This window comes from uncultured Nostoc sp. (genome assembly GCF_964245445.1).
In the GTDB taxonomy this organism is placed as follows: Bacteria; Cyanobacteriota; Cyanobacteriia; order Cyanobacteriales; family Nostocaceae; genus Nostoc.
In genome coordinates, this window is sequence record NZ_CAXTNE010000274.1 from 1 (window position 1) to 10,428 (window position 10,428).

The following is a 10,428-nucleotide window of genomic DNA, read 5'->3' on the forward strand; positions in this document are numbered from 1 at the left end:
CTCCTTGTTGAGAAGTAGATTACCATACTTTTTTATTAGTGGGATAGTTTCATGGATGTTGGTAGTTTACCTGCAAATGCTTTTGGTTTGTATGAGATGCATGGCAATGTCTGGGAATGGTGTCAAGACAAATACCACAATGATTACCGGGGAATGCCTGCTGATGGAAGTGCTTGGGTAAGTAGAAATAATACTTGCCTGCTGCGGGGTGGTTCATGGTTAACTCAGTCAAGCGTCTGTCGTTCATCTGCCCGTTTAGACGGAGGCAATTCGGATGTAGCGTTTTACGACTTCGGCTTTAGGGTGGTTTGCACACTAGGGCAAACGCATCTTATTTACTAATAAAAAGTAAAAAGGATTCCCAAATTATCTAAATAACTGTAAAACTTGATGATCTAAGGCGATGTGGGACTTAATATTCCGTTTGGGATTTAAAACTCCAGCAGTTGGGAGCGCGACTGAAGCTACACAAAGGTATTAGTAATCCATCAATCAAATGAAGTTGCTCGGAAAATGCTCCTAAATCCAGGGCTAATTTTTGTTGTATGAGTTCTTTGTGCTGTTAACAATTAGCTGCTTGACGAATAAAAGCATAGCGGCTCTTAGCAACAGATCAAAAGCTGTTGCACGTTACTTTGCCAAAAATAGCAGGCACTTCCCGATGTGGTCAATAATTTGGCACTAGACATCTCCACCCACACTTACCACCAATTGGTAGAGGACTCAAAGCTCTGACAAAGTGTAGCTTTGTTACAAGAACTCTGGAAAAGGGAGAAACAGGACAAGTGCGATCACCTGCGGACGACAGCATTTGTGTGTACACCATAGGTTACCTGCTGCAAAGGCTTTTGTTGACCAACCCCAATGAGTAGCACATCGTCTAAAATTGTCCACTTGTCAAGTAGGTGTAACTTTTGTTAATATTAATTCAAGGGAATATATAAAGCTAATGTTGCAAAACACCGGAGAGTAAAAACTATGGATATCCCAATGGAACTTAACTTAGAGCAGAAATTCAACCTCAAACTTTACGAACAGCAGGTTAAGGGGTTAAACCAGCAAGAATCTCAAAAATTGCTTTTAGAGGTGCTGCGGCAGTTAATGGTCAAAGACAATATGATCAAGCATCTTCTCAAGCAGACTTAGGTAACTGGGGATATTTGTTAATTTTCTAGAGTACAAGTAGAAACAAAAGGATGTGGCAAGCCTTCTCTAGATTAAACTGCAAGCCTACTCTATCCTCTGGCGGTATATATATTCAATCTCAACAACTGGCGTTAATGTCGTTCTTGCCTAAGGAGGTTCATCTCCACAACGTTCATTACCAAAAGCTTGTCGAATTTACTCAGCACGATCGCACTATTTTTTAGAACCAAGCAGAAAAATGGACATGAGGCATTTGTCAATGTTATTTATCTTCTGCTTCCTTATCTTCTTCATCCCCCTCATCCTCACAATCCCAATCCCCGTTATATCGTGTCCGGTTAAAGACTTATCATTTAGACCGCAGGGGGCAGGGGGCAGGGGGAAAGAGGCTTCTGCGCTTTTTGCACAGATGTGGGAATTATAACTAATTAGGCGGACATGATATTACTCCTTCGCCCTTAATCCTCAAAGCGTACCCCTAGTTCCCCAGTCAGACCAATCCTGACTGGGGATTGTTTATTAAGGATTATTACTTAGTTTCTCATAACTGAGACTAAGATAGGTGTCATCTTTTATGTTCTATATTGTCTTGTTCAGGGAACAGGCAATCAAGTTTCAGAGAAAACCAATTTTTAAGGAGAGCGAAATGCTTGACGCTTTTTCTAGAGCTGTAATTTCAGCAGATGCCAGCACTTCTAGCGTATCTGATATTGCTGCCCTCAGAGCCTTCGTTGCTAATGGTAACAGACGTTTGGATGCTGTAAATGCGATCGCTAGCAACGCTAGCTGCATCGTCTCTGATTCTGTTGCTGGAATGATCTGCGAAAACCAAGGTTTGATCCAAGCTGGTGGTAACTGCTATCCTAACCGTCGCATGGCTGCTTGTCTGCGCGATGCTGAAATCATCTTACGCTATATAACCTACGCTTTATTAGCTGGTGATGCTTCAGTTCTAGATGATCGTTGTTTGAACGGTTTGAAAGAAACCTATGCAGCTCTTGGCGTACCCACCACCTCTACCGTGCGTGCCGTTCAAATCATGAAGGCGTGTGCAGCTGCTCACATTCAAGACACCCCCAGTGAGGCTCGTGCTGGTAACAAATTGCGTAAGATGGGTTCTCCTGTTGTAGAAGATCGCTGCGCTAGCCTAGTTGCTGAATCTTCCAGCTACTTTGATCGCGTAATTTCTGCTCTGAGCTAAGGAACTTGCGATTCGCAATTCACTCAACAGATTGACATCCAACACAGTTTAAATAAAAAGTCTTTTGGGAGATTTAAGAAATGAAATCAGTTGTTACCACCGTTATCGCATCTGCTGATGCCGCAGGTCGTTTCCCCAGCACCTCTGATTTAGAATCAGTACAAGGTTCTATCCAACGTGCAGCTGCTCGTTTGGAAGCTGCTGAAAAGCTAGCTAACAACCTCGATCAAGTTGCAAACGAAGCTTACGACGCTTCTATTAAGAAATATCCTTACTTGAACAATGCTGGTGAAGCTAATTCCACCGATACGTTCAAGTCCAAGTGTGCTCGTGACATCAAGCACTACATGCGCCTGATTCAGTACAGCTTGGTAGTTGGCGGTACTGGCCCATTGGATGAGTGGGGTATTGCTGGACAACGTGAAGTTTATCGCGCTTTAGGCTTACCTACTGCTCCTTATGTTGAAGCTTTAAGCTTTGCTCGCAACCGTGGTTGTGCGCCTCGTGATATGTCTGCTCAAGCATTGACTGAGTACAATGCTTTACTAGACTACGCTATTAACTCTCTCTCCTAGTTAGTTGCCAAACTTGTCATTTGGTGGTTAGGGTACATTGTGACTCTACAAGCCTGGAGGTTCTTGGCTCTTTGCTTTGCCTGTTAAGGTTGAGTAATGGCAAAGAATCTCTGGGTTTGTTTTTTTAATAAGATTCGGTAAGTTGATATATATATATGGATAAACGCTTTTTTAATTTTTTTAACCTCACAGAAGACCAAGCGATCGCTCTTTTAGATACGCCTCAAGACCAATTGAGTGAGGATGATTCACGTTATATTGCCGCTTCTCATTTAGTCAATTTTCCCACAGAGCGATCAATTAAAGCGCTGATGCAGGCGGTGCAGCAAACTAACCCCTCATTGGATAACCGCATCGTCCGCCGCAAGTCGGTAGAGACTTTGGGGCGACTGCAAGCTGAGTCAGCCTTACCAGTGATCCGCACCTGTCTTTTTGATGAAGACTGCTACACCGTGGAAAATGCTGTTTGGGCGATCGGTGAAATTGGTACTCAAGACCCCGATATCTTAGAAGATGTTGCTCAATTGCTGGACAAGCCAGGGCAAACCTATCGAGTGATTATTCATACATTAACAAAGTTTAATTATCAACCTGCCCTGGAACGGATTCGCAAATTTGTAGATGATACCGATCCACCGACAGCTAGTGCGGCAATGGCCGCAGTTTGCCGTTTAACTGGCGACTATTCCCAGATGGGAAAAGTAGTGGCAATGTTACAACACCCAAATGTGTTAGGACGGCGGTTGTCTATCCAAGATTTAATGGATGCCCGTTACTATGATGCAATTCCCTATATTGCCCGATGTCCAGTATCTTTGGTGTTTCGGCTGCGAGGAATTCGGACTTTGGCAGAAGCCGGAATCGCTGCAGGAGCAATTACTTTTGCCACGATTCAACCCTATTTAGAACAGACATTATACGACCATCCGCAGGATTTGAATTTAGTGCATAGTTATGATCGCTCCCCCACTCTGCCAACTTTAATCCGGGGGTTGTATGAAACAGACTTTGGGCGCTGCTATTTAGCAAGCAAAACCATTCTTGACCATCACGCTGATGCTGCTCCTGAGGCTTTGTTTGCCACCTACGCCGAAGAAGCAAATAATGATTATGGTGCCCACTTCCATGTGATCAAGCTGTTCGGTTGGTTAAAACATTCCCCAGCTTACGATTTACTAATTGAAGGCTTGCATAATAAACAACCACAGTTTCAAAAATCACGAGCAGCAGCAGCGATCGCTCTTGGTGAACTCGGCGATCCACGGGCGATTCCCGAACTGAAACCCTGTCTAGAAACCAAAATTTGGGATCTGAAGTATGCGGCGTTGATGGCACTAGAAAAACTTGGTGATACCAGTGGTTATGAACAAGTCGCCAACGATGATGATTGGCTGATTCGTGAAAAAGCCAAGTTAACCCCTACGGGGAATTCAAAATGACGCTCGCGGACTCGCTCATAGCGTTGCTATGCCGAAGGCGTTGCCTCTCGTTCGCGTAGCGTCTCCCCTTGGGAGAAGAGAAGGCTTTACGCTGCGCTAACAAAATTCAAAATTCAAAATTAATCACACCACTGATAAATTCAGAGGCTTGAAGAAGAGGCAAGGGAGCTCTTAGCAGGGAGCAAGGGGGAAAGTTCAAATGGGGATTCGACCCATTCCTGTTCGAGAACCACTGCACATTAATTGCACATTTTTGATAATTTATTAAAATCTTGTTATGTCCACAGAAGAACTATTTCAACAACTAAAACACCCCAACCCCCACCTACGCGACCAAGCAATGTGGCAATTGGCTGAGAATCCTGATGAGACAACTATTCCCCGGTTGATGAGTATTCTCGATGAAGAGGATACCACCTATCGACGAGCTGCCGTCAAAGCTCTAGGCGCGATCGGCCCTGATGCAGTGACTCCTCTAGTTGAAGCTTTGCTCAATAGTGATAATGTCACCGTCCGGGGAAGTGCCGCCAAAGCACTGGCACAAGTCGCTATTAATCATCCAGATGTTCCCTTTGCAGCTGAAGGAGTGCAGGGTTTAACGACTGCTCTTAATGACCCCAATCCTGTAGTGAATATTGCAGCTGTCATGGCTCTAGGTGAAATTGGTTCTCCTGTGGTGGATGTTTTGATTGAAGCATTGCAAACCACAGACAACCCAGCATTGGCAATCTCTATCGTGAATGCCCTTGTCTCAATTGGCGATCGCCGAGGTGTGGAAGTGCTACAATCCCTGATTCAGGATGAATCCACCGACTCCTATGTACGCGAGTCTGCCACTAGTGCATTATCTCGCCTAGAAATGACAATGAAGTTTGATCGGGGAGAAAAATAATACCCACAGGAAGAAAAATAGCTTGGTAGAGGGAATTTCTGTGGTTGGTAAAATATACAAATAAACCACAACAAACTTCCTTTACCCTGATAAGCGTGAACATCCAAATCGGCAAAGATAAACCACAAGCAAGTACCAGTACAAATATCGCTCCAGAAACAGAAAAAATTCTCTGTCCTCATTGTCAGCGCACAGCTACAAACGGCATCAAATGTAAAGGAATTTGTGTAGCTGAGAGTGATTATTAATAGACAGCAGCCAAAATTAACAATTGTTGTAAGCAGCAAGTAGATGAACGGGAACATTACCAATCATCTGCTTCGGACTGGCGTTTAATTTGCGCGATCGCTAGTTTAGCCAGAACCCGCACCACCTCTTGTTCGTCATTAAGTAGCGGCTGTAATGATTTTAATGCGGTGCGATCGCCAATTTTACCAAGGGAATTGATTGCTGCCTTCCTCACGTCTAAATCGGTATCTTGAATTGCCAAAATTAAATGCGGCACAGAGGGAGGATAATTTACTTGTCCCAAGGCTGCGGCTGCTTCAGTGCGGATGAGCGCTTCCTTGTCAGTCAGAGCAGAAACTAGAAGGTTGCAGGACTTTTCGTCTGACTGTTCTTGCGCCACATGACCAAAAGCCCCGATGACAGCACATCGGACATCCAAAGAGGCGGCGTTCAATGCTTTGTATAAATGGTCTGCTGCTTCCGATCCAATAAACGCCAACGCCCATGCAGCAAGACCTTTAATGTCCTGTGCATGCTCGTCTGATGCTAAAATTCCCAGTAACGCTGGTACAGATGCTTCTCCTGTTCTGGCCAAAGCCCCGGCGGCTGAACTTCTGACTACCCTATCTTCATCATTCAGAAAAGCATGAAGCAAGTCTGGCACAGCACACGGGTCAGATATGATAGTGAGTGTCTTGGCAGCAGCCCGCCGCACAACTACATTGGAATGATTTGCCAGTGCCTCTATGAGAAATGGCGTTGCTGCTTCACCAATTTCACCCAAGGTTTCGGCAAACCGTAGTCGCACCAATCCCCGTGGATCTCCTAAACCCTCCACGAGTTGTTTAAGAACTTTTTGATCTGTAGAATCGAAGGTTTCTAATGTAATCTGCTCATTTACCCTCTGAACCAGATCATCATTTTCAGCTTGCACTCGCAGGATAGGATCATCCACTGCTGGAGCTTCAAAGTTGAGCGATTGACTCATGACAAATTCCCTATCACCGTTATTGTTAAATGATCTAGTACAGTCCGGCGGAAATAAACCTACCGTTTTATTACAGCCAGAAGCCTAAAATTAAAGTATGGGTGACTTTTGACCGTCGCTTCCCTCCAATTAAAAATTGAAAATGTAAAATTAAAAATTGAGAAAAATCCCTAAATTTTTAATTTTTAATTCTTAATTCTTAATTCTCCGAAGGGGTACTAGTTACCACATGTCAGAGTAGATTGCTGCTGTCGTAGTGACTCAAGAGTTGCGTCTAGCTGGGTAAGCTGAGGTTGCAGGCTAGCAAGTGCTTGTGCCTTCATAATTTTGGCACGCTGCGCCATTGACAAGGTATCGTTAACCAGGCGTTCCCGATATTCTTCTAATTCAGCGATCGCTTCTGTCAGTTCTTCAAGGCTGGTTTGAGCGCTTGAAGTGAGTTCTGTAGTATCAGCCATATCCGTTGTGTTTCCTAAAAGTAGATTTAAAATGCCCATGTTCGATTTTCTCAGATTCAGTCATCAACGGACAAACCTTTTCGATCGTCCTAGCTCTACCTTTGACTAGAAATAAAAAGGTACAGAGCAACTAAATTTATTTATGAGATTCAAAATTTTTGAATGCGTGATTTTTGACTTTTGACTTCCCCAGAGGGGCTAACTTCATCTAATCGTTGATGTCAGCTTTCTTTCCAAATCGAATAAAAATCCGTGGATATATTCTTCTGTCCACTCAGCACCGTAAAAACGGGTGAACATTCCCCGTGCTGGGTCTTTTTCTGCTCGATAGCGGAGATAACGTAGTTGAGCCTGTTCAATGTCTGCTAAATATTTGGAGTCGGTTATCGGTTGCGCCTGGTCAACAAAATCCAGGTAGGCTTGTAGATAGTCTTTGAACGCTGCAAACACATAGGTTTCCACTACCTCAGTTTCCTGGGGGCGCGTCCAGAGAAAGGCGGGTGAGAAAAAGGGCTGGGCTTCTTCGGGAAAGTCGCCCCCCCAAGGTAGATGCTGCTGATGTGCGTGAAAAGTTGTCAGGATAGGCTGGGTATACTTTGCCTGATACCCCAAATCATCCCGAAATAGGGGTTGCATATCGAGGGCAATTAAGTGCCCTCCTGGCAAGGTAACTAAATCTGCGCCAAAGAAGGGCAAATCGTAATTCAGATGGGGGAAAATAACGAAATTTAATACCTGAAGTGAGTTACCCCCTTGTACATGGGCGGCTCGAATTTGCCGGAGTTTGGTAGTTTGATAGGCATAGCTAGTCGTTAAGACCTCTTGGTGATGTTTGCCTTTGCCCACTGTTGCTTGCTTCGACTCAAACCCTTGAGGAATTGCATAAGGCTGCAAATTCAAGCGTTCCTGTAAAAGCGCGATCGCGTAATCTAAAAATGGCTGATAGAGAGTCAACGTTACTTCGCTCCCAATTTAAAATTCACGCATTCAAAATTAACAATCACCATATTCTGTTGTGGTGATGTAGATTTAAATCACTATTTGGCTGCATTAGCTACTAAGGGTACAGCATCCTCAAACAAAAATTCATGCAAAAATCGTTCTGACCATTGATGTCCAAAGTAGCTACTGAACAAACCAGATGCAGGATCGCGATCGGCACTATATTGATCGTAGTCTTTTTGGGCTTTGACAATCCGTTGAATGTCTGATTGGTCGCTCAGAGGTTTAGCTTGGACTAGCATCTGCCAGTACAAATTCAGATAGTCTTTGAATGCCTCAAAGACCCTCGTTTTTACTGTTTCTACATCGGTTTTGGCAAATAAGAGATATTTTGAGAAGTACTGATTAGCATCGTAAAATTTCATTTCCAAGCCTTGTGCCAAGTCTGGATACTTATTATGCAATGTCTGCAATGGATGTATATACTTCCTCAAGTAAGCTTCATCTTGAAATAAAGGCTGGAAATCCATCACAATCAGGTTTTTCACCTGACCGAAAGAGAGAAAATCAATGCCGAGTAAAGGCAACTCGTAGTTATGACTGGGATAAATCACACTATTAAGAATCTGGGCACTTGCGCCTGCATCAATGTATGTATAGCGGATTTTCCGTAACTGTGGGCACTGATAGCACCAACTCTGAATTGTGGCGGGATTTCTGCCGCGATCGCTCACCTGATACTCTAGTCCTGGGGGAATTGGGCGACTTTCTAATGTAAACCGTTGCAAAAGCCATTGTTCCAGATGCTCAAGGAAGCACTTATACATAAAATTTATAGACTAAATTGCCTTAACCCCAGAGAATAGGGTATTCCCAGATTCGCCGTCTCGAATATGTTAAACAAAGTAACGATCCTTAACGTTAGGATTAGGCGATGGTGCAATGTCTACTAATGGCGATCGCCAGAACTATGGACTAGAAACAATAGCAAGTTTTTCAAGATTATGAGCGACCAGATGATCAAACGGATGCTCTAGATAAATTGTGTTGCACCATTTGTGTTAAATTCGCCTCAGTTAAATAGCGTCGTTCAGAACAATAGGTCATCAAATACACTCCATTCATCATCCGCACTGTGCTAACGCGCACCCGAAAATCATCGGTCATGAACCAGCAGCGTTCCTGACCTTGGTTGGTTTCATATTCCGTATCAATGGTTAAAATGCCATCTTGTCCAAACCAGTAACGGCTAACCACCGGAATTTTTTCCACATAGCCTTGGTTGCGGAGCAATTTTCCCGATCGCCCTGTTTGATCATCTGGTACATCAATTAAGACAGCGACACGATCTAGATTGGGTTCTTGATCGTCGTCATGTTCTTGCCACATAAAGCTAGCACCTCCCTTAGCACTAGCTGGATCGATACCTTGCGGCTGGCAGATTGCTTTTACCCGTGGGTCATCAAGTGCGATCGCGCCTACATAAAGCTTTGATTCTCCCGATTGATCCGGGACTGTATCAAAGTGATGCACTGTGCGCTGGGTAAACCAGACCCCTTCACTCTTACTGAAAAACTCTATCATGGTCATTGGTGGTACAAAAGGCATAGCTGATCCTCTAATAAAACTCCATCCTTTCTTAGACCCTAATGATTGTAGATGGGTCGCGGTACAATACCCCTAAATAATCTCACGATTTCAACTCATGATCAGCAGGGAAACTCACAAGACACCCCAAGAGGTTTTGGCTGTCCTCAAGGCAGGGTTTGCTCTCACTCAAGAAGATTTATATCAATTCAACCTTAGTGGTTTAGAACTGCAAAGAGCTAATTTGCATCAAGCTACTTTGATTCGAGCGAATCTCAGCAAAGCGGATCTCAGTACTGCGGATCTCAGTGGTGCTGATTTACGGGCAGCCGATCTCAGCCAAGCGATTTTAAGGGATGCCAATTTACAGGCAGCTTGTTTGTACCGAGTTGATCTGAGTGGCGCAGATTTACGAGGAGCTATTTTGACCGATACCAAGCTGGTAGGGGCAATATATGATAGCCAAACCCTGTTTCCCGAAGGCTTTAATTACAAATCCTCTGGGGCGATTGGGCCAAATGCCTATTTGAATGGTGCCCAGTTGAATACAGCCAACTTGCGTCATGCTGATTTGCAAGGTGCAAGTATGTTGGGAGCATATTTAGGGGGGGCTGATTTAACTCATGCTAATCTTCAGGGAGCGCGGCTAAGTCAGGCTGACTTGCGGAAAGCCTGGTTGCCAGGAGTATTTTTACGCAATGCTCGCTTAAACGGAGCCAACCTCGCAGGAGCTGATTTACGAGCAGCAGATTTGACTGGCGTTGATTTCGAGCATCTAGAAAGCATTGCGGGAGCAGATTTTACCCATGTTCAAGGGCTAAGTGACGAAATGCGATCGCGCCTCCTTAGCCAACCTGCACAAGAGCTAGATACACCTCATGCTTTAACCCGTCGTACCACACGCGCTAGCCTAGAAACTAAGTAGATAATTATCGTTGGGATAAGGCAGGGAGCAGGGGGCAGGGGGCAGGG

Annotated in this window: 13 protein-coding genes and 1 pseudogene; 8 read left to right on the plus strand and 6 right to left on the minus strand. The window is 44.4% G+C overall.

Annotation, left to right across the window (positions count from 1 at the left end):
- Positions 1-51: 51 nt before the first annotated feature.
- Positions 52-342: a formylglycine-generating enzyme family protein gene (locus tag ACFE90_RS31105; protein ID WP_375506195.1), complete on the plus strand. Its 291-nt coding sequence runs from the start codon at positions 52-54 to the stop codon at positions 340-342.
- 73 nt (positions 343-415) lie between these two features.
- On the opposite strand, the pseudogene ACFE90_RS31110 reads toward ACFE90_RS31105, so the two are convergent.
- A pseudogene (locus ACFE90_RS31110) lies at positions 416-604 on the minus strand (IS982 family transposase); the annotation flags it as partial.
- A 374-nt stretch (positions 605-978) separates the two neighbouring features.
- Between ACFE90_RS31110 and ACFE90_RS31115 the strand changes: the two are divergent.
- The 6 genes from ACFE90_RS31115 (at position 979) to ACFE90_RS31140 (ending at position 5,501) form a co-directional block, all read left to right on the plus strand.
- Positions 979-1,146, plus strand: coding sequence for an NblA/ycf18 family protein (locus ACFE90_RS31115; protein ID WP_375506196.1), 168 nt, complete (start codon positions 979-981; stop codon positions 1,144-1,146).
- A 646-nt stretch (positions 1,147-1,792) separates the two neighbouring features.
- On the plus strand, positions 1,793-2,347 hold the full coding sequence (gene cpeB / locus ACFE90_RS31120; RefSeq protein WP_375506197.1) for a C-phycoerythrin subunit beta: 555 nt from the start codon (positions 1,793-1,795) through the stop codon (positions 2,345-2,347).
- Between the two features lie 80 nt (positions 2,348-2,427).
- Positions 2,428-2,922, plus strand: coding sequence for a C-phycoerythrin subunit alpha (gene cpeA / locus ACFE90_RS31125; RefSeq protein WP_375506198.1), 495 nt, complete (start codon positions 2,428-2,430; stop codon positions 2,920-2,922).
- A gap of 155 nt (positions 2,923-3,077) precedes the next feature.
- Positions 3,078-4,361 carry a HEAT repeat domain-containing protein gene (locus ACFE90_RS31130; RefSeq protein WP_375506199.1) on the plus strand — a complete coding sequence of 428 codons (1,284 nt, stop codon included), beginning with the start codon at positions 3,078-3,080 and terminating at the stop codon, positions 4,359-4,361.
- A gap of 277 nt (positions 4,362-4,638) precedes the next feature.
- Positions 4,639-5,253: a HEAT repeat domain-containing protein gene (locus ACFE90_RS31135; RefSeq protein ID WP_375506200.1), complete on the plus strand. Its 615-nt coding sequence runs from the start codon at positions 4,639-4,641 to the stop codon at positions 5,251-5,253.
- Positions 5,254-5,297: 44 nt separating this feature from the next.
- A complete protein-coding gene (locus ACFE90_RS31140; RefSeq protein ID WP_375506207.1) occupies positions 5,298-5,501 on the plus strand; it encodes a hypothetical protein in 204 nt (67 codons plus the stop codon).
- Positions 5,502-5,557: 56 nt separating this feature from the next.
- On the opposite strand, the gene ACFE90_RS31145 is transcribed toward ACFE90_RS31140, so the two are convergent.
- From ACFE90_RS31145 to ACFE90_RS31165, 5 genes are all read right to left on the minus strand, one after another.
- Positions 5,558-6,469: a HEAT repeat domain-containing protein gene (locus ACFE90_RS31145; RefSeq protein WP_375506201.1), complete on the minus strand. Its 912-nt coding sequence runs from the start codon at positions 6,467-6,469 to the stop codon at positions 5,558-5,560.
- Positions 6,470-6,687: 218 nt separating this feature from the next.
- Positions 6,688-6,966: a hypothetical protein gene (locus ACFE90_RS31150; protein WP_375506202.1), complete on the minus strand. Its 279-nt coding sequence runs from the start codon at positions 6,964-6,966 to the stop codon at positions 6,688-6,690.
- Positions 6,967-7,131: 165 nt separating this feature from the next.
- Positions 7,132-7,881 carry a phycoerythrobilin:ferredoxin oxidoreductase gene (locus ACFE90_RS31155; RefSeq protein WP_375506203.1) on the minus strand — a complete coding sequence of 250 codons (750 nt, stop codon included), beginning with the start codon at positions 7,879-7,881 and terminating at the stop codon, positions 7,132-7,134.
- Positions 7,882-7,964: 83 nt separating this feature from the next.
- Positions 7,965-8,696 (minus strand): 15,16-dihydrobiliverdin:ferredoxin oxidoreductase, encoded by a 732-nt coding sequence (locus ACFE90_RS31160; RefSeq protein WP_375506204.1) that lies wholly within the window; start codon positions 8,694-8,696, stop codon positions 7,965-7,967.
- Between the two features lie 193 nt (positions 8,697-8,889).
- On the minus strand, positions 8,890-9,477 hold the full coding sequence (locus tag ACFE90_RS31165; protein ID WP_375506205.1) for a phycobiliprotein lyase: 588 nt from the start codon (positions 9,475-9,477) through the stop codon (positions 8,890-8,892).
- Between the two features lie 97 nt (positions 9,478-9,574).
- On the opposite strand from ACFE90_RS31165, the gene ACFE90_RS31170 reads away from it, so the two are divergent.
- A complete protein-coding gene (locus tag ACFE90_RS31170; protein WP_375506206.1) occupies positions 9,575-10,381 on the plus strand; it encodes a pentapeptide repeat-containing protein in 807 nt (268 codons plus the stop codon).
- Positions 10,382-10,428: the final 47 nt, after the last annotated feature.

Bases quoted from the DNA above. Each gene is read 5' to 3' on its own strand.
- ACFE90_RS31105 (WP_375506195.1), top strand. From the start codon at position 52: ATGGATGTTGGTAGTTTACCTGCAAATGCTTTTGGTTTGTATGAGATG.
- ACFE90_RS31115 (WP_375506196.1), top strand. From the start codon at position 979: ATGGATATCCCAATGGAACTTAACTTAGAGCAGAAATTCAACCTCAAA.
- cpeB (WP_375506197.1), top strand. From the start codon at position 1,793: ATGCTTGACGCTTTTTCTAGAGCTGTAATTTCAGCAGATGCCAGCACT.
- cpeA (WP_375506198.1), top strand. From the start codon at position 2,428: ATGAAATCAGTTGTTACCACCGTTATCGCATCTGCTGATGCCGCAGGT.
- ACFE90_RS31130 (WP_375506199.1), top strand. From the start codon at position 3,078: ATGGATAAACGCTTTTTTAATTTTTTTAACCTCACAGAAGACCAAGCG.
- ACFE90_RS31135 (WP_375506200.1), top strand. From the start codon at position 4,639: ATGTCCACAGAAGAACTATTTCAACAACTAAAACACCCCAACCCCCAC.
- ACFE90_RS31145 (WP_375506201.1), bottom strand. From the start codon at position 6,469: ATGAGTCAATCGCTCAACTTTGAAGCTCCAGCAGTGGATGATCCTATC.
- ACFE90_RS31150 (WP_375506202.1), bottom strand. From the start codon at position 6,966: ATGGGCATTTTAAATCTACTTTTAGGAAACACAACGGATATGGCTGAT.
- ACFE90_RS31160 (WP_375506204.1), bottom strand. From the start codon at position 8,696: ATGTATAAGTGCTTCCTTGAGCATCTGGAACAATGGCTTTTGCAACGG.
- ACFE90_RS31165 (WP_375506205.1), bottom strand. From the start codon at position 9,477: ATGCCTTTTGTACCACCAATGACCATGATAGAGTTTTTCAGTAAGAGT.
- ACFE90_RS31170 (WP_375506206.1), top strand. From the start codon at position 9,575: ATGATCAGCAGGGAAACTCACAAGACACCCCAAGAGGTTTTGGCTGTC.